The 23,745-nt window shown below is 70.9% G+C and carries 19 protein-coding genes and 1 other annotated feature; of the genes, 8 read left to right on the top strand and 11 right to left on the bottom strand.

Going from position 1 to position 23,745, the window contains the following annotated elements:
• The first annotated feature begins 167 nt into the window (after positions 1-167).
• The 3 genes from DXZ73_RS21910 to DXZ73_RS21900 all read left to right on the top strand — a co-directional run bounded on the left by DXZ73_RS21910 (position 168) and on the right by DXZ73_RS21900 (position 3,126).
• A complete protein-coding gene (locus DXZ73_RS21910) occupies positions 168-986 on the top strand; it encodes a helix-turn-helix transcriptional regulator (protein ID WP_162890281.1) in 819 nt (272 codons plus the stop codon).
• 167 nt (positions 987-1,153) lie between these two features.
• The gene (locus tag DXZ73_RS21905) at positions 1,154-1,828 is read left to right on the top strand and encodes a GntR family transcriptional regulator (RefSeq protein ID WP_116215763.1); all 675 of its coding nucleotides are present in this window, start codon (positions 1,154-1,156) and stop codon (positions 1,826-1,828) included.
• The gene (locus tag DXZ73_RS21900) at positions 1,825-3,126 is read left to right on the top strand and encodes an MFS transporter (RefSeq protein WP_116212785.1); all 1,302 of its coding nucleotides are present in this window, start codon (positions 1,825-1,827) and stop codon (positions 3,124-3,126) included. The genes DXZ73_RS21905 and DXZ73_RS21900 overlap by 4 nt, the downstream gene beginning before the upstream one ends.
• Before the next feature lie 12 nt (positions 3,127-3,138).
• On the opposite strand, the gene DXZ73_RS21895 is transcribed toward DXZ73_RS21900, so the two are convergent.
• Positions 3,139-3,969: a maleylpyruvate isomerase family mycothiol-dependent enzyme gene (locus DXZ73_RS21895; RefSeq protein WP_116212784.1), complete on the bottom strand. Its 831-nt coding sequence runs from the start codon at positions 3,967-3,969 to the stop codon at positions 3,139-3,141.
• 145 nt (positions 3,970-4,114) lie between these two features.
• Between DXZ73_RS21895 and DXZ73_RS21890 the strand changes: the two genes are divergently transcribed.
• Positions 4,115-4,897 carry a carbon-nitrogen family hydrolase gene (locus DXZ73_RS21890; protein ID WP_116212783.1) on the top strand — a complete coding sequence of 261 codons (783 nt, stop codon included), beginning with the start codon at positions 4,115-4,117 and terminating at the stop codon, positions 4,895-4,897.
• On the opposite strand, the gene DXZ73_RS21885 is transcribed toward DXZ73_RS21890, so the two are convergent.
• A complete protein-coding gene (locus DXZ73_RS21885) occupies positions 4,890-5,333 on the bottom strand; it encodes a hypothetical protein (RefSeq protein ID WP_162890280.1) in 444 nt (147 codons plus the stop codon). The genes DXZ73_RS21890 and DXZ73_RS21885 overlap by 8 nt on opposite strands.
• A 90-nt stretch (positions 5,334-5,423) precedes the next feature.
• Positions 5,424-5,537 (bottom strand) — a sequence feature (AL1L pseudoknot).
• The gene (locus tag DXZ73_RS38265) at positions 5,495-5,815 is read right to left on the bottom strand and encodes a transposase (protein ID WP_162890276.1); all 321 of its coding nucleotides are present in this window, start codon (positions 5,813-5,815) and stop codon (positions 5,495-5,497) included. Its footprint overlaps the feature before it by 43 nt.
• 587 nt (positions 5,816-6,402) lie before the next feature.
• Here DXZ73_RS38265 and DXZ73_RS21875 point away from each other — a divergent pair.
• Positions 6,403-8,202, top strand: a complete 1,800-nt coding sequence (locus DXZ73_RS21875; protein ID WP_116212780.1) for an NHL domain-containing thioredoxin family protein — start codon at positions 6,403-6,405, stop codon at positions 8,200-8,202.
• 15 nt (positions 8,203-8,217) lie between these two features.
• On the opposite strand, the gene DXZ73_RS21870 is transcribed toward DXZ73_RS21875, so the two are convergent.
• From DXZ73_RS21870 to DXZ73_RS21855, 4 genes are all read right to left on the bottom strand, one after another.
• Positions 8,218-8,862, bottom strand: a complete 645-nt coding sequence (locus DXZ73_RS21870; RefSeq protein ID WP_240351436.1) for a DUF4232 domain-containing protein — start codon at positions 8,860-8,862, stop codon at positions 8,218-8,220.
• Positions 8,863-8,995: 133 nt separating this feature from the next.
• Complete coding sequence (locus DXZ73_RS21865) at positions 8,996-10,837, bottom strand: AfsR/SARP family transcriptional regulator (protein WP_116212778.1); 1,842 nt, start codon at positions 10,835-10,837, stop codon at positions 8,996-8,998.
• A 1-nt stretch (position 10,838) separates the two neighbouring features.
• A complete protein-coding gene (locus DXZ73_RS21860) occupies positions 10,839-12,125 on the bottom strand; it encodes a M18 family aminopeptidase (protein WP_116212777.1) in 1,287 nt (428 codons plus the stop codon).
• Between the two features lie 146 nt (positions 12,126-12,271).
• Positions 12,272-14,098, bottom strand: a complete 1,827-nt coding sequence (locus tag DXZ73_RS21855; RefSeq protein WP_116212776.1) for an acyl-CoA dehydrogenase — start codon at positions 14,096-14,098, stop codon at positions 12,272-12,274.
• A 580-nt stretch (positions 14,099-14,678) separates the two neighbouring features.
• Between DXZ73_RS21855 and DXZ73_RS21850 the strand changes: the two genes are divergently transcribed.
• Positions 14,679-15,131, top strand: coding sequence for an SseB family protein (locus DXZ73_RS21850; protein WP_116212775.1), 453 nt, complete (start codon positions 14,679-14,681; stop codon positions 15,129-15,131).
• Positions 15,132-15,164: 33 nt separating this feature from the next.
• On the opposite strand, the gene DXZ73_RS21845 is transcribed toward DXZ73_RS21850, so the two are convergent.
• Positions 15,165-16,106, bottom strand: coding sequence for a trypsin-like serine peptidase (locus tag DXZ73_RS21845; protein ID WP_240351435.1), 942 nt, complete (start codon positions 16,104-16,106; stop codon positions 15,165-15,167).
• 98 nt (positions 16,107-16,204) lie between these two features.
• Between DXZ73_RS21845 and DXZ73_RS21840 the strand changes: the two genes are divergently transcribed.
• Positions 16,205-17,155, top strand: coding sequence for a pirin family protein (locus DXZ73_RS21840; protein WP_116212773.1), 951 nt, complete (start codon positions 16,205-16,207; stop codon positions 17,153-17,155).
• Positions 17,156-17,255: 100 nt separating this feature from the next.
• On the opposite strand, the gene DXZ73_RS21835 is transcribed toward DXZ73_RS21840, so the two are convergent.
• Positions 17,256-19,379, bottom strand: coding sequence for an ATP-binding SpoIIE family protein phosphatase (locus tag DXZ73_RS21835; protein ID WP_116212772.1), 2,124 nt, complete (start codon positions 19,377-19,379; stop codon positions 17,256-17,258).
• 177 nt (positions 19,380-19,556) lie between these two features.
• Between DXZ73_RS21835 and aspS the strand changes: the two genes are divergently transcribed.
• Positions 19,557-21,332 (top strand): aspartate--tRNA ligase, encoded by a 1,776-nt coding sequence (aspS, locus tag DXZ73_RS21830; RefSeq protein WP_116212771.1) that lies wholly within the window; start codon positions 19,557-19,559, stop codon positions 21,330-21,332.
• Positions 21,333-21,484: 152 nt separating this feature from the next.
• On the opposite strand, the gene DXZ73_RS21825 is transcribed toward aspS, so the two are convergent.
• The gene (locus tag DXZ73_RS21825) at positions 21,485-21,853 is read right to left on the bottom strand and encodes a DNA-binding response regulator (RefSeq protein ID WP_116212770.1); all 369 of its coding nucleotides are present in this window, start codon (positions 21,851-21,853) and stop codon (positions 21,485-21,487) included.
• Between the two features lie 158 nt (positions 21,854-22,011).
• Entirely contained in the window at positions 22,012-23,727 is a 1,716-nt protein-coding gene (gene metG, locus DXZ73_RS21820) for a methionine--tRNA ligase (protein ID WP_116212769.1), read from the bottom strand.
• Between the last annotated feature and the right edge of the window lie 18 nt (positions 23,728-23,745).

Here is a 23,745-nt window from a genome sequence, read left to right as displayed (position 1 = left end):
GACGCTTCTCTCCTCACCCCCCTCCAGTGAGGAGAGAGCAGCGTCCGGGCCCTCTGTCCTGATACGGAGCGGCCTCGAGCCACCACCCTGGCAGGGGGTGGAATAGCCCGTGCTGGGCAAATTACCTAAGATTGACCAACACTTGCAGTGTCGGATTTGGAGGGCGAGTGGAAGGCGTCGACCGGGTGGACGGCGAGTCCATCAGCCGGCTCCTCCGGGCATGGCGGGCGCGCGTCGACGCCCGCACCGTCCGCGAGCTCCGCGGCACGGTCCCGCCCCCCGGCCAGCGCCTCTCCCAGGCGCATGTGGCCAGGCTGACCGGGGTGAGCGAGGGGTGGTACCGCGCGCTGGAGGCCGGGCGCCGCCAGGACTTCTCGGAGAGCTTCCTGCTGCGCGTGGCCCAGGCGCTGCGGCTGAGCGACGCGGAGACCCTGACCCTCTTCCTCGCCGTCTGCGGCCGCCGCCCGCCCGAACTCTCCCGCGACCAGCGCGAATTGCCCAACGGCGTCAAAGCGCTGCTGGAGCAACAGGTTTCGTATCCCGCATATCTCTCCGACGACGCCTGGAATATCGTCGCCACGAATTCCCTCATGGGCGACTGGTTTCCCTGGGTCCTGCGCCCCGGGGCGAATCTCATGCGGTGGGCCCTGCTCGACCCCGAGGCGCGCGAGCAGATGCTCGACTGGGAGGACAGCTGCGCGCGCATCTACCTCGCGATGCTGCGGGTCGCGGCGAACAGCGATCCTTCGAACGAGCAGTTGCGGGGACTGGTCAAGGACATCCTCGCCGCGGACGCGGACTGCCGACGGATCTGGGCCGAGGAGCACGACGTCGTCGAGCACCGGGACGGGCACGTCTTCCGGCTGCGACTGCCGTACCACGAGCACGCGGAGGTCCGTGTGACGACGCATGTGCTGCTGCCGATACAACGGCCGGATCTGCGCTTCGTCTTCATCACGCCGCTGGAGGGCTGGGCGGGCGTCTAGCCCCCCGACAGCGTCCGGACCCCGGCAACGTCCGGCCCCGGCCCCGGCACTCGTCCGGCCCCGGCCCCGGCCTCGCGGCCGTACGGCTGGACGTCCGTAGACACCTTTGTCGTCCGGATCGCGGACGCCCCCTCCTCACGCATACGTGTTGTATCTAAGCTGTGCGCATGCCGACCGCTCCCGCCGCCGACCTTTCCCTCCCCACCAAGCAGCCCCCCGCCGCCGACCGCGTCTACGTCCACATCAAAGAAGCCGTACTCCACCGCCACTACGAAGGCGGGACGCTGCTGACCGAAGGAGACCTGGCCGAGGCGGTCGGAGTGTCCCGGACACCCGTACGGGAAGCGCTGCTGCGGCTGGAGGCCGAAGGGCTGATCAAGCTCTATCCGAAGAAGGGCGCGCTGGTGCTCGCCGTGTCCGCGCAGGAGATCGCGGACGTCGTCGAGACCCGGCTGCTCGTCGAGAAGTACGCCGCGGCCAAGGCCGTCCCCGCCTCCGAGCAGCTCATCGAGCGCCTGGAGGAGCTCCTCGACGACATGCGGCGGCAGGCGGACGCGGGCGACCTGGCCGCCGTCTCCGTCAGCGACCGCGCCTTCCACGCCGAGATCGTCCGCAGCGCGGGCAACCAGATCCTCTCCCGCCTCTACGACCAGCTCCGCGACCGGCAGTTGCGGATGGGCGTGGCCGTCATGCACGCCCACCCCGACCGCATCGCCAAGAACCACGCCGAGCACGGCGAGATCCTCGAAGCCCTGCGCGCGGGGGACGCCACCGCCGCCGTCGACGTCATCGACCAGCACGTGAGCTGGGTGCGCAACCTCGCGCAGGGAGACGTCCGATGAGCCAGCCGCCCCCGGCGCTGCCCGGCGACCCGCCCGGCGGCCGGCGGGCCGTCGCCGTCTGGGGCCTCGGCGTCGGCGTCTACTTCGTCGCGATCATCTTCCGCACGAGCCTCGGCGTGGCCGGGATCGACGCCGCCGAGCGCTTCCACATCAACGCCTCCGCGCTCTCCACCTTCTCCATACTCCAACTGCTCGTCTACGCGGGCATGCAGATACCCGTCGGCCTGATGGTCGACCGGCTGGGCACCAAGAAGGTCCTCGGCCTCGGCGTCGTCCTCTTCACCGCCGGACAGCTCGCCTTCGCGCTCTCCCACTCCTACGGGACGGCCCTCGCCAGCCGGGCCCTGCTCGGCTGCGGCGACGCCATGACGTTCATCAGCGTGCTGCGGCTCGGCGCCCGCTGGTTCCCCGCCCGCCGCGGCCCGATGATCGCGCAGGTCGCCGCGCTGTTCGGGATGGCGGGCAACCTCGTCTCCACCGTCGTCCTCGCCCGCCTGCTGCACAGCGCCGGCTGGACCCCGACCTTCGCGGGCAGCGCCGCCGCCGGAGTGCTCGTCCTCGTCCTGCTGCTGGTCTTCCTCCAGGACCACCCCGAGGGCCACGAACCGGTCGTCGCCCCGCACACCGGCAAGGGATCCGTACGGCGGCAGATCCTGCGGGCCTGGCGCGAACCCGGCACCAGGCTGGGCATGTGGGTCCACTTCACCACGCAGTTCCCGGCGATGGTGTTCCTGCTGCTGTGGGGCATGCCGTTCCTGGTCGAGGCGCAGGGCCTCTCCCGCGGCACCGCCGGACTGCTGCTCACCCTGGTCGTGCTCTCCAACATGGCCGTGGGGCTGGTCTACGGCCAGATCATCGGCCGCCACCACGCCGCCCGGCTGCCGCTCGCGCTCGGCACGGTCGCGGCGACGGCCCTGCTGTGGGCGACGGTCGCCGCCTGGCCCGGGGCCCACGCGCCCATGTGGCTGCTGGTCGTGGAGTGCGTCGTCCTCGGCGCCTGCGGCCCCGCCTCGATGATCGGCTTCGACTTCGCCCGCCCGGCGAACCCGCCCGAGCGCCAGGGCACGGCGTCCGGCATCGTCAACATGGGCGGCTTCGTCGCGTCGATCACCACCCTGCTGGCCGTCGGCCTCCTGCTGGACGCGACCGGCCAGAACTACCGCGCCGCCTTCTGCTCGGTGTTCGTCCTCCAGGCGCTGGGGCTCTCCCAGATCCTGCGCCTGCGGACGCGCGCCCAACGCCGCGAGGAGGAGCGGATCGTGGCGTCCAGGGTGGAGACGGTGCACGTGCCGGTGTGACCCGCGCCCGGGTCACGGGGTGATGGCGAACTCCCGCAGGATCGTCCGTGCCAGCCGCGGCTCGCCCTCCACCTTGATCTGATCCGCGACCGCGTCCGGCCGCACCCGCCCGCACGCCAGCCGCGCGTACGTCTCCCAGTCCATGCCCAGCGTCACCGTCGGGCCGAGCGACACACTGCTGTCGATCTTCCCCCGGCCCTGGGCGTCGACCCGCACGGTCCGCAGGAACTCCAGCGGACCGTGCACGTCGAAGACCACCGCGGAGCCCGGCGGGGCGGCGGCGTCCTTGGCGACGACCTTCGGCAGCGCGGCGAGCAGGAAGTCACGGGTGAGGGCCGCGGCGGGGGAGTCGAGGTTGCCGGGCATCCGCAGCGCGCGCCGCAGGTCCTGCTCGTGCGTCCACACGTCGAAGGCCCGTACGGTCAGCGCCCGTTCGAGCGGCTGGTCGTTGCCCGAACCCAGCGGCCAGCGGATCGGCGTCTGCGGGCCGCGGTTCTCGTTGCGCAGCTGACGGCAGCGCCGCAGGATGACGAGATCCAGCTCGGAGGTCATCTCCAGGGCGGTGTGACAGCGCCGCACATCCACCTGCACCTCGATGTAGCGCGAGAACTCGTCGGTGACGTGGTAGAGATCGCGCGGCAGCGTGTGGATCGGCCGCGGTTCGCCCAGGAATTCGGTTTCGACACCGATGACATGGGAGACCACATCGCGGACCGACCACCCGGGGCACTCGGTGGGCCTGTTCCAGTCGCTCTCGGGAAGCGGTTTCACCAACTCGTGGATCGCTTCGACGGACTGGGTCCAGGCATCGATGACGGGCTGAAGACTGGGGTGGACGGTCACGGAATCCCTCGGGCGGTGCGTGCGCGGATTGGCTGCTCGTACGTACGTCGGCTGCGGGGCAAGTGCTGTCTGGGTGTTCAGCAGTTAAGTTACGCTTCGCGGGGGCAGGCTGGCAGTGGTTTCGGACGCTGAGATTGGTGGTACCGTGCGCGTCTCCTTGATCCAGACGGATGTCGGCGACGCCGAGCCGACCGCCGCGCGGCGCTCCCGCGTGGCGCGGCTCGTACGCGAACAGCGGGGCAGTGACCTCGTGGTGCTGCCCGAACTGTGGCATGTCGGGGCCTTCGCCTACGAGTCCTTCGCCACCGGCGCCGAGGCGCTGGACGGGCCCACCGCCGAGGCGATGGCCGAAGCCGCGCGCGATGCGCGTGTCTGGCTGCACGCGGGTTCGATCGCCGAACTCACGCCGTCCGGCACCGTCTTCAACACCTCCCTGGTCTTCTCCCCCGCGGGCGAGCTGGTCCGCACCTACCGCAAGATCCACCGCTTCGGCTTCGACCAGGGCGAGGCGGTCCTGATGGGGGCGGGCACGGAGATCGTGACCGTTCCCCTCCCGGACACCACGCTGGGCCTGGCCACCTGCTACGACCTGCGCTTCCCCGAGCTCTTCCGCGCCCTGGTCGACGCCGGCGCCCAGACCCTCGTCATCCCGGCCGGCTGGCCGGAGCGCCGCCGCGGCCACTGGACGCTGCTGGCCCGCGCCCGGGCGGTGGAGAACCAGGCGTACGTCCTGGCCTGCGGCACGGCGGGCACCCACGCGAACGTCCCCCAGGCGGGCCACAGCCTGATCGTCGACCCCTGGGGCGAGACGGTGGCCCAGGCCGGCGCGGGCGAGGAGATCCTCAACGCGGACCTGGACATGACGAAGGTCGCGAGGACGAGGGAGATCTTCCCGGCGCTGAAGGACAGGGTGCTGGGCGTCAAGTAGCCCCCCTGGCGAGCGAGTCGTTGTGCTGCCAGCTCCACGCCCACGTCTTCGCGGCGATCCCGTCCACCGTGTACAGGACGTCTTGCTGCGCCCGTAGAAAAGCCCGGTACTCGCTGCGGTGCGCGTGCACGGCGCGTTCCAGTTCGAGATCCCCGGCCAGGGCCACCGCCCGTGCCGCGCCGGTGTCCTGGAGCCGCCGTGTGCAGCGGAACGCCGCCTGTGGCGGGGGCCCGGCGCCGGGCCGGTGCCCGGCGGGGGAGGCCAGCGCCGACTCCAGCACGCCGAGGACGAACTCGGTCCGCACGTCGTTCTTGACGCACCAGGCGAGCACGGCACAGGAGGACAGGTCGACCACGAAGATCATGTAGATCGTCTCGGAAGGGCTGCCGGACCTCGGTGTGCTGAGGAGCAGATAGTCGACCGCCAGGGTCCGCACGGTCGCGGCGCCGCGACCGCCCGCGGGCACCCGGCAGGCGCGGGAGGCCGTCCGCGGCGTCCGCCGGGCCCTGTGCGCGTAGTAGGTGGACGGGGCGATCCCCAGCGTTCTGCAGATCGGCTCGACCCCGAATTCCCGATGACGGTCGTCGACGAATTCGATCAGCGATCGGAGCGCGGGCCGAGCTCCCGCGCGATAAAACCCCCCGCCTCCAGGAGGATCCTGTTGGCGCGCTTCAGCTCGGCCAGTTCCTTCTCCAGTTCGGCGATGCGCCGCGCGTCCTCGGTCGACCGCCCCGGCCGTACGCCGGAGTCGATCTCCGCCTGGCGCATCCATCCCCGGAGGGTCTCGCGGCCGACACCGAGCTCTTCGGCGACCTTCGAGACCGAACCGTACGACGTGCCGTTGCGCCTGCGCTCGTCGTGCACCATGCGCACCGCGTGCTGCTGCAATTCGGCCGAGTATTTCTTCCGGGCGGGCACGGACGTCCTCCAATCCAGGCTTGGGGTTCTCCAGAAGACCTCATTCCAGGCTTCAGTTGCTCCAAAAAAACAGTCTGCCCTGGTCGCGAGCATGGTTTTGAGCTGGCGCCCCCTGGCGCTCCCTGGCGAACTCTTGGATGCCGCGTTTGCGCCACGGCTCGCTGCGTAGGGTTCCAGCGCGGAGCCGGCATGGTCCGTGAACATGTGCTGTCCACCGGTGCGCGCACGTCCATCGCAACCACGCGCGGAGGTGACACACATGGCTGCTGGCCGGCCATCCGGATGGCGGAAGACCCCAGCCGGGGTCTTCATCGCTGTCTGTTCGTTCCTGACCAATGTGGCTCGACTGGTCCTCGAGCTGGTCAGAGACGGCAGCGGATCCTGACTGGGGTCTCATCGCGAAACCCGGGGAGTCGTCGTATTCGTCGTGCGGCTCCCCGGCCCTTCCTGGAGTCTGCCTCCGGGCACGCCAACTCTAGGTGTTCCGGCTGCCCTGTGCAGAGAAAAGCGCGGCAACCAGCCACTTCCCGAACAGGGACCGCACGCGGGGCGGAATAGCCGCGCCGGACGCCGCGTTGAACACCCGCATGGCGACACGTGCACGAGTCCGAGCCCCCGAACTCATCGGCAAGGGCGGCTGGCTGAATACCGGCGGAACCGATCTGAGCCTCGCTGACCTGCGAGGACGCATCATCATTCTCGACTTTTGGACGTTCTGCTGTGTGAACTGCCTGCACGTCCTCGACGAGCTCCGCGAGCTCGAGGAGAAGCACCGCGACACCGTGGTGATCATCGGCGTGCACTCGCCGAAGTTCGTGCACGAGGCCGAGCACCAGGCCGTCGTCGACGCCGTCGAGCGGTACGAGGTGCACCACCCCGTCCTCGACGACCCCGAGCTCGCGACGTGGAAGCAGTACGCCGTGCGCGCCTGGCCCACGCTCGTCGTCATCGACCCGGAGGGCTACGTCGTCGCCCAGCACACCGGCGAGGGGCACGCGCACGCCCTGCAGGCCCTGGTCGAGGAGCTGGAGGCGGAGCACGGGGCCAAGGGGACCCTGCGCCGCGGCGACGGCCCGTACGTCGCGCCCGAGCCCGTCGCCACCGACCTCCGCTTCCCCGGCAAGGCGATCCTGCTGCCCACCGGCACCTTCCTCGTCTCCGACTCCACCCGCCACCAGCTCGTGGAGCTCGCGGCCGACGCGGAGACCGTCGTACGCCGCGTCGGCACCGGCGAGCGCGGCTTCGGCCCCGAGAGCTTCAGCGAGCCGCAAGGCCTCGCGCTGCTGCCCGACGGCAAGGTCGTCGTCGCCGACACCGTGAACCACGCGCTGCGGACGTACGACCCGGAGACCGGCGCGATCACGACCGTCGCCGGGACGGGCAGGCAGTGGATGCAGGGGCAGCCCACCTCGGGACCCGCGCTGGAGGTGAACCTCTCCTCGCCCTGGGACGTGGCCTTCTTCGCCGACCGGGTCTGGATCGCCATGGCGGGCGTCCACCAGCTGTGGACGTACGACCCGGCGACCGGCACCGTCGAGGTCGCGGCCGGCACGACGAACGAGGGCCTGGTCGACGGACCGGCCGCCGAGGCGTGGTTCGCGCAGCCGTCCGGGCTCGCCGCGACCGAGGACCGGCTGTGGGTGGCCGACCCCGAGACCTCCGCCGTGCGCTGCATCGAGCGGGACGGTGCGGGCTTCGCCGTCCGTACGGCCGTCGGCACCGGCCTCTTCGACTTCGGGCACCGCGACGGCGACGCCGCCCAGGCGCTCCTCCAGCACCCCCTGGGCGTGACCGCCCTCCCCGACGGCTCCGTCGCCGTCTGCGACACCTACAACCACGCGCTGCGCCGCTACGACCCCGCCACGGGCCTGGTGACGACGCTCGCGACCGACCTGCGGGAGCCGTCCGACGCCGTGCTCGACGGTGACGACATCGTGGTCGTGGAATCCGCCCGGCACCGCCTGACGCGGCTGCGGCTGCCCGAGGAGGCCGTACGGGTCGAGGCCGTCGCCCACCGCACGCAGCGCGCCGCCACGGAGATCGCCCCCGGGCGGCTGCGGCTCGACGTCGTCTTCCAGGCCCCGGCCGGGCAGAAGCTCGACACCCGCTACGGCCCGTCGACGCGCCTGATCGTCGGCTCCACCCCGCCGGAGCTCCTGGCGGAGGGCTCGGGTACGGGCACGGACCTCGGCCGCGACCTCGTCCTGGCGGACGGCGTGACCGAAGGCGTCCTGCACGTGTCGGCGATGGCCGCGTCGTGCGACGACGACCCGGCCAACGAGTACCCGGCGTGCCATATGCACCAGCAGGACTGGGGCGTCCCCGTACGCGTGACGGCGGGCGGTGTCGAGAGGCTGCCGTTGGTGCTGGCCGGCCTGGACGCCTGAGGCGCTCTCAGGCGTCTACCACTTGAGCGCCGCGCTCTGCTCGGCCTGCCAGTACGTCACGCTCGCCGAGTCGTCGACGTGGACCTTGCCCCCGGGCAGGGCCACCGACGCCTGGTCGCCGACGCTGCCGTTCCCGTCCTTGCCCTGGAAGGAGACGGCCAGCTTCTTCGCGTCGCGGCCGGCACCGCCCGAGCCGTCCGCGGCGGAGGTGATGACGGCCGCGTACGCGGACTTGCCCGGCGCCAGCGTGGTGACGGCCTGCGGGCGGCTGTCCTCCACCACGCCCGCGGTCGCCTGGTCGGCGTCGAAGCGGACGAAGGGGAAGTTGTAGGCGTGGCAGGGCGCCTTCGAGGTGTTGGTGGCCACCAGGAGCATGTGGTTGACGGGCGACTGGACGGCCTTCGCCTCCACCTTGACGTTCGCGGCCGTGCAGACGCTCTTGTCCGCCTTGCCGTCCTTCGCGGACGAGGCCGTCTGCGCCGTGTCCGACTGGCCCGGGTCCTCCGACCGGCCCTGCTCCTGCTCGCCGGCCGCCGAGGTGTCGGCCTTCCCGCTGGTCTTGGCGCCGGAACCGTCGCTGCTGCCGCAGCCGGTGAGGGTCAGGGCGGCCGCGGCGGTCAGGGCGGCTGCGGCGAGGCGCAGGGTGCGGGTGCGAGTCATGGTGGATCCCCCGATGGGATGTCGGCCGGTCGGTACGCCATGGATCATTGCGCAGCGCATTGGCGTACGGCTAACGCTCCGCTAACGTTTCGGCATTGAGTGCCCCGAATGTGTGGCCTGTCCCGGGGACCGGCTAGTCGGGCGGCGCCGTGGGCCGTTGCGCGAAGAGCTTGACCAGGTCGCTCATGACGTACCGGCCCGTCGCCTCCTCGTCCACCAGGTGCATCTCCGCGAGCCGGTCCAGGCCGTAGCGCGTCACGTCGGGGTCCGCGCCCGCCAGCGCGGCGACCGCGGAGGCGTCCACGACGCGGGTGAAGCCCGTGCCCAGCGCGCTGAGGAGGCGGGCGTCGTCCTCGGACAGCCGGGCCGCCGACGCGCGCAGGGCCGCGGCCACGCCCGTGTCCTCGGCCGACAACAGGGCCAGCCGCTGCCGTTCGTCCCGCAGCGCGGCGGCGAGCCGGGCCAGCCGCCAGCGCGGGCGGGCCGTCAGCTGGGCGGCCGCCGCGCGCAGCGCCAGCGGCAGGCCGTCGCAGAGCGCGACCAGTTCGGCGGCCGCGTCGGGTTCCTCGGCCACCCGGTCGGGGCCGAGGACCGTGCCCAGCAGGGCCACCCCGTCCGCCGTGCCGAGCGAGCGCAGCCGCAGCGGCCGCGCCGAGTCCGTCGCCACCAGGCCGTCGAGCCTGCTGCGGCTGGTGACGATCGTCGCGCACTGCGCACCGGCGGGCAGCAGCGGCCGCACCTGGGCGGAGCTGCGCGCGTTGTCGAGGACGACGAGCAGCTGCCGTCCGGCCACGATCGACCGGTAGAGCGCGGAGGCGGCCTGCTGCGAGGCGGGGATGCGGTCGCCCGGCGTGCCGAGCGCCAGCAGGAACTCCCGCAGCACCTCGCAGGGCTGGGCCTCCTCGCTGCCGCTGAACCCCCGCAGATCGGCGAAGAGCCGGCCGCCGGGGAACGCGTCCCCGTGGGCGTGCGCCCAGTGCGCGGCGAACGCGCTCTTGCCGACCCCGGCCGGCCCGGTGACGAGCGCCACCTCACCGGCGGCGGGCACGGGCGCGGCCCCGGGACCGCCCAGGAGCCGCGTCAGCTCGGCGAGTTCGCGGTCCCGGCCGAGGAACCCCGCGGGCCGCCGGGGCAGCAGCTGCGGGGCGGCCCACAGATACGGGCCCGTCCGCGGCTGCTCACGGGAGGTGTCGCCGGCCGCCCACTGCCCGCGGCGCGCCTCCCCGTCACCCGCCGCGGGCGCGAGCATGCGCGCGTACGCCGCGCGCAGCGCCTCGCCCGGGTCCACACCCAGGTCGTCGGCGAGCAGGCGGCGCGTGCGGTGGAACCACTCGATCGCCTCGGACCGACGGCCCGCGCGGTACAGCGCGAGCATCAGCGTGGCGACGAGCGACTCGCGCAGGGGATGGCCGACGGCCTCCGGCAGCAGCGCGGCGGCCGCGCGGTCGTGGGCGCCCAGGGCGCCGTACGCGCGGGCGAGCGACTCGACGGCGGTCAGCCGCCGCTCGTCCAGGGCGTGCGCGGCCGCGGCCAGGGGCGGCGTGAGGACCGTGCCGGTCAGCGCCGGGCCGCGCCACAGGCCCAGCGCCTCGCGCAGCAGCCCCACCGCCTCCGACGGCGCCTCCTCGGGCCGCGCGCGGGAGACGAGCTCGCCGAAGCGGTACGTGTCGACGGTCGGCTCCGGCAGCCGCAGCAGATACGCCGAACCGCGCGTGGCCAGCGACACCCCGTACGCGTCCGCGCCCGCCTCGGCCAGGGTCGCCCGGAGCCGCGAGACATGACCCTGGACGACCGTGCGGGCGTGGGCGGGTGGCGCGTCCTCCCAGACCGAGTCGATCAACTGCGCCACGGAGACCGTCGTGTTGGGCTGCAACAGCAGCATGGCGAGCACGCTGCGCCGTTTGGCGGGGCCCAGCGGGAGCTCACCGGAGGCGGCGGTGGCGGCAGTGACCGGGCCCAGCAGGGAGAACTCCAAATCAGCCCTCCAGGAAGGCCGTCAGCGCGGCGGCCAGCAGGTGCGGGTCGTCCGAGCCGCACAGCTCGCGCGCGGAGTGCATGGACAGGCAGGCGACACCGATGTCGACGGTGGCGATGCCGTGGCGGGCGGCGGTGATGGGGCCGATGGTGGTGCCGCAGGGCATGGAGTTGTTGGAGACGAAGTGCTGCCACGGCACGCCGGCCCGCTCGCAGGCGGCGGCGAAGACGGCCCGGCCGCTGCCGTCGGTCGCGTACCGCTGGTTGACGTTGATCTTCAGGATCGGCCCGCCGTTGGGCATCGGGTGGTGGCCCGGGTCGTGGTGCTCGGCGTAGTTGGGGTGCACGGCGTGGCCGGTGTCGGAGGAGAGGCAGACGGTCCCGGCGAAGGCGCGCGCCTTGTCCTCGTACGTACCGCCGCGGGCGAAGACGGACCGCTCCAGCACGGTGCCCAGGAGCGGGCCGTCGGCGCCGGTGTCGGACTGGCTGCCGTTCTCCTCGTGGTCGAAGGCGGCGAGGACCGGGATGTACGGCAGGTGGTCGCCCGCCGCCGCGGCCAGCGCGGCCGTGCCCGCGTGCACGGACAGCAGGTTGTCCAGGCGCGGCGCGGCCAGCAGTTCGCGGTCGCGGCCGAGGTAGGCGGGCGGCTCGACGCTGTGGACCATCAGGTCCCAGCCGGTGATGTCCTCGGCGACCAGGTCCGCCTCTTCGGCGACGAAGCGGATGAGGTCGCCCTCGCGCGGCTCGCCCAGGCCCCAAATGGGCGTCATGTGCCGCTGCTTGTCGAGCTTGAGGCCCTCGTTGACGCCCCGGTCGAGGTGGATGGCGAGCTGCGGCACGCGCAGCAGCGGGCGGTCCACGTTGACGAGGTGGTGGCTGCCGTCGCGCAGCGTCACCCGGCCGGAGAGGCCGAGGTCGCGGTCGAGCCAGGTGTTGAGCAGCGTGCCGCCGTAGAGCTCGACGGCGACCTGGCGCCAGCCGTGCGCGCCGGTGTCGGGCAGCGGCTTGACGCGGAGGTTCGGGGAGTCGGTGTGCGCGCCGACGATGCGGAACGGGGTCGCCGCTGTCGCGCCTTCGGGTACGTACCAGGCGATGATCGCGCCGCCGCGCAGCACGAACTTGCCACCGGCGGACGCGTCCCACGCGTCGGTCTCCGCGATCTGGCGGAAGCCCGCCTTCTCCAGTCGCGCGGCGGTGTTGGCCACCGCGTGGTACGGGGAGGGGCTGGCGGCGAGGAAGGAGATCAGGTCGTCGGTGTGGCCGCGGTCGAAGCGGTGCGCAGGGCTCATGGCCTCAGGATAAGGACAACGGGCCCGCTGTTCCCGGGAGGGAGAGCGGGCCCGTGGCCGATGTGTGACGGCGGCGCCACCGGAACCTCACGGTCCGGCAGCGGCCCTCTTAATGAGGAGACCCTCTTCTTCAGAAGACGGATTCTTTAGAAGACGGACTCGTCCAGCTCCATCAGGGAGTTGTCGATCGACTCGGCCAGGTCGCGCTCCAGGGAGACGCCCGGCAGGACGTTGTGGGCGAAGAACTTCGCCGCCGCGATCTTGCCCTCGTAGAAGGACTTGTCCTTGGAGGAGGCGGTCGGGAGCTTCTCGGCGGCCACGGCCGCGCCCCGCAGCAGCAGGTAGCCGACGACGACGTCGCCGGAGGCCATCAGCAGGCGGGTGGTGTTGAGGCCGACCTTGTAGATGTTCTTGACGTCCTCGCCGGTGGCGGTGAGGTCGGTGATCATCTTGCCGACGATCGCCTCCAGGTCCACCGCGGCCTTGGCCAGCGAGCCGCGCGCGACGGCCAGGTCCTCGCCGCCGGCCTCGGAGGCCAGGAACTTCTTGATCTCCTCGGCCAGGGTGTTCAGGGACTGGCCCTGGTCGCGGACGATCTTCCGGAAGAAGAAGTCCTGGCCCTGGATGGCGGTCGTGCCCTCGTAGAGCGTGTCGATCTTCGAGTCACGGATGTACTGCTCGATCGGGTACTCCTGGAGGTACCCGGAGCCGCCGAAGGTCTGGAGCGACTGGGCGAGCAGCTCGTAGGACTTCTCCGAGCCGTAGCCCTTCACGATCGGCAGGAGCAGGTCGTTGAGGCCGTGCAGCGCCTTGGTGTCCTCGCCCGCGTGCTCCTTGACCAGGATGTCGTCCTGGACGGCGGCGGTGTGCAGGACGAGGGCGCGCATGCCCTCCGCGTACGCCTTCTGCGTCATCAGGGAGCGGCGCACGTCGGGGTGGTGGGTGATGGTGACCTTGGGCGCGGTCTTGTCCATGAAGTTGGCCAGGTCCGGGCCCTGCACGCGCTCCTTGGCGTACTCCAGCGCGTTGAGGTAGCCGGTGGAGAGGGTGGCGATGGCCTTCGTGCCGACCATCATCCGGGCGAACTCGATGATCATGAACATCTGGCGGATGCCGTCGTGCTTCTCGCCGATGAGCCAGCCCTTGGCGGGGTGCTTGTCGCCGAAGGTCATCTCGCAGGTGTTGGACGCCTTGAGGCCCATCTTGTGCTCGACGTTGGTCGCGTAGACGCCGTTGCGCTCGCCCAGCTCGCCGGTCTCGAAGTCGAACTCGTACTTCGGGACGAGGAAGAGCGACAGGCCCTTGGTGCCCGGGCCGTGGCCCTCGGGGCGGGCGAGGACGTAGTGGAGGATGTTGTCCGCCATGTCGTGCTCACCGGAGGTGATGAAGCGCTTCACGCCCTCGATGTGCCAGGAGCCGTCCTCCTGCTTGATCGCCTTGGTGCGGCCGGCGCCCACGTCCGAACCGGCGTCCGGCTCGGTCAGCACCATGGTGGAGCCCCACTGCTTCTCCACCGCGATCTTCGCGATGTGCTTCTGCTGCTCGGTGCCCTCCTCGAACAGCACGCCCGCGAAGGCGGGGCCGGAGGAGTACATCCACACGGCCGGGTTCGAGCCGAGGATCGTCTCCGCGAAGCCCCACAGGAGCGAGCGCGGCGCGGTCGTGCCGCCGATCTCCTCCGGGATGCCCAGCCGCCACCACTCGGCGTCCATGTACGCCTGGTAGCTCTTCTTGAAGGTGTCCGGAACCGGGGCGGTGTTGGTCTCGGGGTCGAACACCGGCGGGTTGCGGTCGGTGTCGGCGTAGGACTCGGCCAGCTCGTTCTCGGAGAGGCGCGTGATCTCCGAGAGGATGTCCTTGGCGGTCTCGATGTCCATCTCCGCGAACGGTCCGGAGCCGTACAGCTTGTCGCGGCCGAGCACCTCGAAGAGGTTGAACTCGATGTCGCGGAGATTCGACTTGTAGTGGCCCATGACAACGGCTCCGTAAGGGTGGGAGGTAGACCTCAAAATACGTACCGGGCAGTAATTTCCATGATGCTACCCACGAGTAATAAGGCGCAACCCCTGATCGGCCAACTGTGACCAGTCTCAATCGGGGAGCTGCGCGAGCGCCTTGGCGGGGGTCGTGCGCGCAGGAGTGCAAGATGGGGTGGGCGGGGTGAACATCCACACCCTGGCCGTCAATGACGGGACGTACGTCCTGGTCCCACCCGAGACGGTGATTCGGGTGAAGTATCTACGGGCCCAACCCGGGTGGTCTGCCGACCAGCGGGAACGGCATGGCTTCCATCAGCGTGCGCGGCATCGCGCCGGTGCGGGGCGCAGTCGCGAAGCACGTAGTAGCGCCCAGAACCGGGCCACCCGCGCTGACCTGCCTGTTGGCGTGTGTGTTGCTGTCGTTCCCCGTTCCGGGGACGCCATGGGTCACGAAGGCGGTGCCGCCACCTCGCAGGGTGCCGGCCGGGCGGTCGCCCGTACTGCCGATGGGCACATGTGAAGACGGAAGCTCCGGCCTTCTGGCCGGGGAGGTTCACTGAGTACGCTTTGGCTCATGTACGGCTACGACCAGAACGCGGGAACGCAGGGCTACGCACCGCCGCAGCAGCCAGGGGGCTATGGCGAGCAGCCGCTCTACCCCGAGCCGTCCCCGCCGTCGCTCGCCGACGCGGTCCGGGCCTTCACCACGGGGTCGATGTCCGCGGAGGACTTCCAGGTCGTCTTCTCGAGCTCGAAGGTCTACTGCCCGCGCGGCGACAACCCCGGCTTCCTCGCCCTGCACAACACCCAGCAGCCGGTGATCCCGATGTTCACCTCGCTCAAGGAGCTGCGGCGGTACGCGGGCAAGGAGTCGAAGTACTTCGTGATCACGGGTGCCGAGGTCATAGACCTCCTCCCGACCGGCTACGGCTTCGTTCTCGACATGGAGGGCGACCATCGCATGGTCTTCGACGCGAAGGCGGTCGAGCAGATGGTCGACTTCGCGATGCGCCGGATGTATGGCTAGACGCCATTGCTTCGCAGGTGGCTGACGGTTTAGTCAGGCCGTCGCGCGCTTGTAGAGCGCTGCCACGTTGTCGCCGAAGTACGCGCTGTACGACGTCTCGTCGTCGCCGCCCTCCTGGTAGCCGCCCACGACGCCGTTGACCGTCCCCAGACCCGTCGCCGGGTCGACGTCGGTGAGCATCGGCCCGCCGCTCGTGCCGTTCGTCAGCCCCCGGCAGTCGAAGCGGAGCTGCGTGGGGCTGTGGCTGTCGGTCGCGTTCTGGCAGGCCACGGGGGTGTCCCGGTCGGCCGGGTAGCCGATCAGTCGCACCGCCCGGCGCACGGCGGGCTTGAGGCCGAGCTTCTCCGCGCCGGTGACGCGCTCGATCGGCGTGCTGTCGCCGACCCTGCGGACCCGCAGGAAGGCCACGTCGTGGTCGGGGTCGCGGTCCGCGGCCCACTCCGGGTCGATGTCGACGGAGGTCGGCACCCACACCCCGTACGGCGCCTCGCCGTCCTTGTAGCCCGGGGCGAACGCGATGTCCGTACGGAAGCCGTCCTGGTGGACGCAGTGCGCGGCGGTGAGGACGAGATCGCCCCTGGGGCTGTGCACGACGCTCGCGGTGCAGCCGTGGCCCGGTGCGCCCTGGCCCGTGTAGAACAGCGGTCCCACCGCGGGCGAGGGCTTGATCGCGGACGCCTCCAGCGGCTCCGAGGCGGGCAGCGGGTCCGTACGGGCCGAGAGCGCGGCCCGGGCGTCCGGGGGCGCGGGGGCAGCGGGCACGCCCGTGCGCACCGCCGCCAGCAGCGCCTTCGATGCCGCGTCGCCCTCCGCCTCCGGCTGTGCGTAGTGCCCCGAGGCGTCGCCCTCTGCCACGGGCGTGCCCGTGGCGACCCCGTGCTTGGCCACCATCAGCGCGATGGCGCCCAGGGCCAGGACGGTGGCGATCAGGGCGGAGAGGGCGGCCGGGCCGGGTCCGCGGACGTTCAGGCGCATTGATCCAGTGTCCATGGTCGGCGCCCGGGAATGCCGTGACCCTTGCAGGTTGTTCATTCTTCAACTAACTTGTAAGCAGAACAACCGAGGAGGCTGTCATGCCGGCTGTGACCGTTGAGAACCCGCTGACCCTGCCGCGCGTCACCGCACCGGTGGACGCGCGTCAGCGGCCGGTGCTGCACGTCGCGACCGCGCCGTCGGGCTTCGAGGGCGAGGGATTCCCCGTCCGCAGGGCGTTCGCGGGGATCAACTACAAGTACCTCGACCCGTTCATCATGATGGACCAGATGGGCGAGGTGGAGTATCAGGCCGGGGAGCCGAAAGGGACTCCGTGGCACCCGCACCGGGGCTTCGAGACCGTCACGTACATCATGGACGGCACCTTCGTGCACCAGGACTCGCACGGTGGTGGCGGAGTCATCAGCGATGGCGACACCCAGTGGATGACGGCGGGCTCGGGTCTGCTGCACATCGAGACTCCGCCGGAGTCGCTGGTCATGAGCGGCGGTCTCTTCCACGGTCTGCAGCTGTGGGTGAACCTGCCGAAGCGGGACAAGATGATCTCGCCGAAGTACCAGGACATCAGAGGTGGCAGCGTGAAGCTGCTCGCCTCGGAGGACGGCGGAGCGCTGCTGCGGCTGATCGCCGGAGACATCGCGGGCCATGACGGCCCCGGCGCCACGCACACCCCGATCACGATGATGCACGTGTCGGTGAACCCCGGTGCCGAACTCACCCTGCCGTGGCGCCCCGACTTCAACGCCCTCGCGTACGGTCTCGCCGGCCGAGGCACCGCGGGTGCGGAGAAGCGGCCGTTCCGGATGGGGCAGACCGTGGTCTTCGGCAACGGCGAGTCGATCACGATCCGGGCCGACGAGGCGCAGGACTCCCGCAGCGCGAACTTCGAGGTCGTGCTGCTCGGTGGACAGCCGATCCGGGAGCCGATGATGCACTACGGGCCGTTCGTCATGAACACCCACGCCGAGCTGGCGCAGGCGTTCGACGACTACCAGGCCGGGCGGCTCGGAGTGGTTCCGGCCGACGCGTAGCCGGTGCTGGGGGCGGTGGTTTTTTCCCCGGCCCCGCCCCTTCCCGGCTGCATCCGATGTGCGGCTCCGCCGCAGGCGGCAACGGGCCCGCAGCCGGCGATCAGACCTCGGCCAGAGCTGCCGCCCCGTCCGCCTCGTACAGCTCGAACCAGATGTTCTTGCCCTCGCCCCGGGGGTCCACCCCCCACGTGCCCGCCAGCAGTTCCATCAGGACCAGGCCGCGGCCCGAGGAGGCCATCTCCCCGGGGTGGCGCCGGTGCGGGAGTTCGTCGCTGCCGTCCGCCACGTCCACCCGGATGCACCGCGTGCCCCGCTCGCCGGAGATCTGCGCGCTGAGCAGCGCGTCCCCGTCCGTGTGCACGAGGACGTTCGTGACCATCTCGGAGACCATCAGGACGGCCGAGTCGACCTGGTCCTCGTCCGGCCAGTCGTGCATGAGGAGGCGCAGTTGCCGCCGTGCCTCGGCGATGCGCTCCGGTTCGGCCTGGGCGATGGACAGGACCGTGCGGCGCGGGGCCGGGGCGCCGGTGAGGGGCGCGCCCTCGCGGGCGAGGAGGAGGACGGCGATGTCGTCCTCGCGCCGGTCGACGAGCGGGCCGGTCGTGTAGTGGGAGGACGGCCCGTGCACGCCCTGCACGAGCGCGTCGGCGAGTGATTCCAGGCAGTCGGCGGCCCGGGCGCCGTCCTCGTCGAATGGGTGCCCCTCGATGATCCCGCGCAGCCGCTCCCAGCCGGTCTCCAGGTCGTGGCCGCCGGTCTCGATGAGGCCGTCCGTGCAGACGAGCATCGTCTCGCCGGGTTCGAGGAGGAGCCGGGTGGTGGGGTAGTCGGTGTCGGGGTCGATGCCGAGCGGCAGGCCGCCGGCCGTGGGCCGCAGGAGCATCGTGCCGTCGGTGAGCCGGATCGCGGGGTCGGGGTGCCCGGCGCGGGCGATGGTCAGCCGCCCGGTCCCGGGGTCGACCTCGGTGTAGAGGCAGGTGGCGAAGCGCGGTTCCGTGTCGTCGCCCTCGGTCTCGCTGGCGTTGATCCCCGCGAGGAAGCGCGAGGCCCGGGAGAGGACCGCGTCGGGGTGGTGCCCCTCGGAGGCGTACGCGCGCAGGGCGATCCGCAGCTGCCCCATCAGCCCCGCGGCCCGTACGTCGTGGCCCTGCACGTCCCCTATGACCAGGGCGATCTTCCCGTTGGGCAGCGGGATCATGTCGTACCAGTCGCCGCCGACGTCCAGCCCGCCGCCGGTGGGGACGTACCGCGCGGCCACCGACATCCCCGGGATGTCCGGCTGGAGCGTCGGCATCATCGAGCGCTGGAGGCCCACGGTCAGCTCGCGCTCGGACTCGTGGACGCTGGCCCGGCTCAGCGCCTGCGCGAGCATCCGGGCGACCGTGGTGAGCACGGACCGCTCGTCGGGGGTGAAGGAGACCGGGACGCTGAAGCCGGCCATCCAGGCGCCGATGGTCTGCCCCGCGTTGATCAGCGGCAGGAAGGCCCACGCCCTGCGGCCGAAGTGCGCCACGCCCTTCCACGCCTCGGGGAAGCGGCGCTCGTAGTCCTCGGGGGAGGGGAAGTAGATCGCGCGGCCGGTGCGGATGACCTCCGCGGCCGGATAGGCGGCGCTCAGCGGCAGGTCGAGGAAGGGCGCCGCCTCGCCGGGACCGTAGCCGTGGTGGCCGATGACCTTGACCCGGCCCGCCTCCGCGCTGAAGACGGCCAGGCCCGACGGCACGAAGCCGGGCATCGAGAGCCCCGCCGCCACCCGCAGCACCTCGGCCGTCGAGCGGGCCTCCGCGAGGGCCCGCCCGGCGTCCAGCAGAAACGCTTCTCTGTTGCGGCGCCAGTCACCCGTGACGGACGTGCGGGACGCCGTGGTGCCCTGCAGCGGCTGGGGGACCTCCTGCAGCGTGCCCACCAGGACGTGCTCGCCCTGCTGGACGGACGACCTGGTGCGGGTGCGCAGCGTCCGCAGCACCCGGCCCTCGTCGTTGACGACCCTGAGCCGGGCCTCGGCGAGCGTGCCCTCCGCCACCGCTAGGCTGATGATCCCCTGGATCTCCACCCAGTCGACGGCGTGGAAGCGGGCGCGGGTCGCGGATTCGGTGAGCTCCACGGGCGCAGCGGGGAGGCCGATGAGACGGGCGGCCTCGGCATCGAAGGTGACGACGCGCGTGGCGTTGTCCCAGTGCCACAGGCCGGTCGCGACAGCGGCCAGTACGTCCTCGGTGCGCATTGCCCCACTTTATGCGGGTATCGGCGATGGACACCACCGAGGCCGCTCGCAGCAGTAGGTAGGCTTGCACAGGGGCTGCTACGTCGCTGACCCGGCGCCCCGGCCCGATCAACGACCTCGATCACTGACCTCGATCGACGACCTCGATCACACCTCGACCAACGACTTGGATGAACGATGCATCGGTACCGGTCCCACACCTGCGGCGAGCTCCGTGCGGCTGACGTCGACACCGACGTGCGACTGAGTGGCTGGCTGCACAATCGGCGCGACCTGGGCGGCATCCTCTTCATCGACCTCCGCGACCACCACGGCCTGGTCCAGCTGGTCGCCCGCCCCGGCACCGCCGCCAACGAGGCCCTGAGCCACCTCACCAAGGAGACCGTCGTCCGCGTGGACGGCAAGGTCATGAGCCGTGGCGCGGACAACGTCAACCCCGAGCTGTCCACCGGTGAGATCGAGATCGAGGTCACCGAGGTGGAGGTGCTCGGCGGCGCCGAGCAGATCCCCTTCACGATCAACGCCGACGACGGTGTGAACGAGGAGCGCCGCCTGGAGTACCGCTTCCTCGACCTGCGCCGCGAGCGCATGCACCGCAACATCATGCTGCGCTCGGCCGTCATCTCCGCCATCCGGCAGAAGATGACCGCGCAGGGCTTCAACGAGCTGGCCACCCCGATCCTGTCCGCCACCTCCCCCGAGGGCGCGCGCGACTTCCTGGTGCCGTCCCGGCTGCACGCCGGCAAGTTCTACGCGCTGCCGCAGGCGCCGCAGCAGTTCAAGCAGCTGCTGATGATCGCGGGCTTCGACCGCTACTTCCAGATCGCGCCCTGCTTCCGCGACGAGGACGCCCGCGCGGACCGCTCGCCGGGCGAGTTCTACCAGCTCGACATGGAGATGTCCTTCGTCGAGCAGGAGGACGTCTTCCAGGTCATCGAGAAGGTCATGACCGAGCTCTTCGAGGAGTTCGGCAACGGCCGCCACGTCACCTCGCCCTTCCCGCGGATCCCCTTCCGCGAGGCGATGCTGAAGTACGGCTCCGACAAGCCGGACCTGCGCGCCAAGCTTGAGCTGGTCGACGTCTCCGCGGTCTTCGCCGACAGCGGCTTCAAGGCGTTCGCCGGCAAGCACGTCCGCGCGCTGGCCGTGCCGGACACCGCCGGTCAGAGCCGCAAGTTCTTCGACGGCCTCGGCGAGTACGCGGTCGAGCAGGGCGCGAAGGGCCTGGCCTGGGTCCGCGTCGGCGAGGGCGGCGAGCTGGCCGGCCCGATCGCGAAGTTCCTCACCGAGGAGGACGTCAAGGCCCTGACCGAGGCCCTCGGCCTGGTCCCCGGCCACGCCGTCTTCTTCGGCGCGGGTGAGTTCGACGAGGTCTCCAAGATCATGGGCGCGGTCCGCGTCGAGGCCGCGAAGCGCGCGGGCCACTTCGAGGAGAACGTCTTCCGCTTCTGCTGGATCGTCGACTTCCCGATGTTCGAGAAGGACGAGGAGACCGGCAAGATCGAGTTCTCCCACAACCCCTTCTCCATGCCGCAGGGCGGCCTGGAAGCGCTGAACACGATGGACCCGCTGGACATCCTGGCCTGGCAGTACGACATCGTCTGCAACGGCACGGAGCTGTCCTCCGGCGCGATCCGCAACCACGAGCCCGAGGTCATGTACCGCGCGTTCGAGATCGCCGGTTACTCGAACGAGGATGTGGAGCGCGAGTTCGGCGGCATGCTGCGCGCGTTCAAGTTCGGCGCCCCGCCGCACGGCGGTATCGCCCCCGGTGTCGACCGCATCGTGATGCTGCTGGCCGACGAGCCGAACATCCGCGAGACGATCGCGTTCCCGCTGAACGGCAACGCGCAGGACCTTCTGATGGGCGCGCCGAGCGAGGTCGACGAGTCGCGTCTGAAGGAGCTTCACCTGTCGCTGCGCAAGCCGCAGCCGGCGAAGCCGGCCAAGTAGTTTCGGTGGGGCGCCCGGAAGGTTCCGGGTGCCCTTCGCCCTCGCCGGGCGGGCTCGGAGACCCGAGCCCGCCCGGCGTTCGGCGTATCCGGGGGGTCCGGGGGAGACCCCCGGACCCCCGACCGCGCTCCGCCAGGGCCGGGCCGGCGGCGCTAGACCAGCGCCGTCACCATGGGAACCTTCGCGCAGCAGCCCACCGCGGAGTGGACGGCGCGGGCCAGGCGCCAGGCCGTGAGGCGGCCCAGGTAGAGCACGGACCGTACGCCGTACTCCGCCACCGCCATGAGCTCCGTTTCGCCGAGTTCCTCGGCCACGAGCACCACCCGTTCGTCGCCGTCCCGGGCCAGCCTGCGCAGTTCCGCCGCGGCCGGGGCGTCGTCCGTGCCCATGAGGACGAAGGACACGGCCCCGTCCGCGCGGACCACCCGCACCTCGGGCAGCTCCCGCAGCCGGCGGACGAACCTCGCCCGGTTGAGCTCGTCGGTCGCGTGAACGGTCACGGTGATGCGTTTGTCGGACACTTCTCTTCCTCGTCTTCCCCGTCTTCCCCCATGTATCTACGCGTCCCACCTTGCTGGGCCGCTGTCAACGAACGATTGCCGATCGATCAATACACACGCAGCAGGGCCCGGAACCATCGCGGTTCCGGGCCCTGCTGCATGTGATCGAGGGGGAGCGACTACGCGTCTTCGCCGCCGCCGAAGCGCTCGCGGTAGGCCGCCAGGTCGTCCTCGGTGATCTTCGCGAAGAGCACCGGCGGCACGGTGAAGGCCGTGCCCGCGGGGACGAACGACAGGGACTTCGCCTCGTCGGAGGTGACCCACGTGGCGTTGTCATCCGTCAGCGCGAACGCGGACCGCATCGCGGCGGCGGACGCCGGGATGAAGGGCTCGGACACCACGGAGTAGAGGTGGATGAGGTTCATCGCCGTGCGCAGCGTGAGCGCCGCGGCCTCGGGGTCGGTCTTGATCTCCAGCCAGGGGGCCTTGGTCTCCAGGTAGGAGTTGCCCGCGCTCCACAGCGCGCGCAGCGCCTGCGCCGCCTTGCGGAACTGGAGCTCCTCCATGTGCCGCTCGTACTCCGCGAGCAGCTCCGCGATCTCGCGGCCGAGCGCCGCCTCCGCCTCGCCCGCCTCGCTGCCCGCGGGGACCTCGTCACCGAAGCGCTTCTTGGAGAACGAGAGCACGCGGTTGACGAAGTTGCCGAGGACGTCGGCGAGGTCCTTGTTGACCGTGGCGGAGAAGAGCTCCCAGGTGAAGGACGTGTCGTCCGACTCGGGGGCGTTGGCCATCATGAAATAGCGCCAGTAGTCGGCGGGCAGCAGCTCCAGGGCGTCGTGCGTGAAGACGCCGCGCTTCTGGGAGGTGGAGAACTTGCCGCCGTAGTAGTTGAGCCAGTTGAAGGCCTTGACGTAGTCGACCTTCTTCCACGGCTCACGGGTGCCGAGCTGCGTGGCGGGGAACATCACCGTGTGGAACGGGACGTTGTCCTTGCCCATGAACTGGGTGTAGCGGACGTCCTCGGCCTCGTACCACCACGACTTCCAGTCGCGGTTCTCCGGGTTCTGGTCCGCCCACTCCTTGGTGGCGCCGATGTATTCGATCGGGGCGTCGAACCAGACGTAGAAGACCTTGCCCTCGGCCGCGAGCCCGGGCCAGGTGTCGGCCGGGACGGGCACGCCCCAGTCCAGGTCACGGGTGATGGCGCGGTCGTTGAGGCCCTCGGTCAGCCACTTGCGGGCGATGGAGGAGGCCAGCACCGGCCAGTCCTTGCCGTGCTCGTCGATCCACGCCTCGACCTCGCCCTGGAGCTTCGACTGGAGCAGGAAGAGGTGCCTGGTCTCGCGGACCTCCAGCTCGCTGCTGCCGCTGATCGCCGAGCGCGGCTCGATCAGGTCCGTCGGGTCCAGCACGCGGGTGCAGTTCTCGCACTGGTCGCCGCGCGCCTTGTCGTAGCCGCAGTGCGGGCAGGTGCCGACGATGTAGCGGTCGGGCAGGAAGCGGTCGTCGGTGATCGAGAAGACCTGGCGGATCGCCCGCTCCTCGATGAAGCCGTTCTCCTTGAGCTTCCGCGCGAAGTGCTGGGTGATCTCGCGGTTCTCGGGGGAGGAGCTGCGGCCGAAGTAGTCGAAGGACAGCCCGAAGCCGTCGTAGATGGCCTTCTGCGCGTCGTGCTGCTGGGCGCAGAAGGTGTCGACGGGCAGGCCGAGCTCCTTGGCGCCGAGCTCGGCGGGCGTGCCGTGCTCGTCGGTGGCGCAGATGTAGAGCGTCTCGCGGCCGGTCTGGCGGAGGAACCTGGCGTAGACGTCCGCCGGGAGCATGGACCCCACCATGTTGCCCAGGTGCTTGATCCCGTTGATGTACGGAAGGGCGCTGGTGATGAGGTGTCGAGCCATTTCCGGCTGCTCCCTGGT

The organism is Streptoverticillium olivoreticuli subsp. olivoreticuli (genome assembly GCF_003391135.1).
Lineage (GTDB): Bacteria > Actinomycetota > Actinomycetes > Streptomycetales > Streptomycetaceae > Streptomyces > Streptomyces blastmyceticus.
This window is presented reverse-complemented; position numbering and strand designations above follow the sequence as displayed.